Annotated in this window: 1 pseudogene; it reads left to right on the plus strand. The window is 64.2% G+C overall.

The annotated features are described in order from the left end of the window. A pseudogene (locus EN852_RS36905) lies at nt 1-349 on the plus strand (oxidoreductase); the annotation flags it as partial.

The raw sequence follows: 349 nt of genomic DNA on the forward strand, positions 1-349 counted from the left end.
GGAACGGGTTCCTACTTCGATTTCTACAAGATCATGCCGACCTTTGTTTATCCCGAAAAGCTCGGCGCGGATCTTGCGGCGGTGCTCAAATCCACCGTGCGCCACGCGCTGATCACCGCCGAAAGCCATATCCGTACCCCCGAGAACGCCGAGAGCGTGCTGAGCGAAGGCCGCGCTGACCTCGTTTCCATCGTGCGCGGGCAGATCGCCGATCCGCATCTGGCTGCAAAGGCTGCCGCCGGACGGCCGCAGGACATTCGCGGCTGCCTGTCCTGCAACCAGATGTGCTGGGGCCGGCGCAGCCGCGATTACTGGATCAGCTGCGTCGTCAATCCCTCGGCGGGGCGGG

It is taken from the genome of Mesorhizobium sp. M2E.F.Ca.ET.209.01.1.1, from assembly GCF_004010375.2.
Lineage (GTDB): Bacteria > Pseudomonadota > Alphaproteobacteria > Rhizobiales > Rhizobiaceae > Mesorhizobium.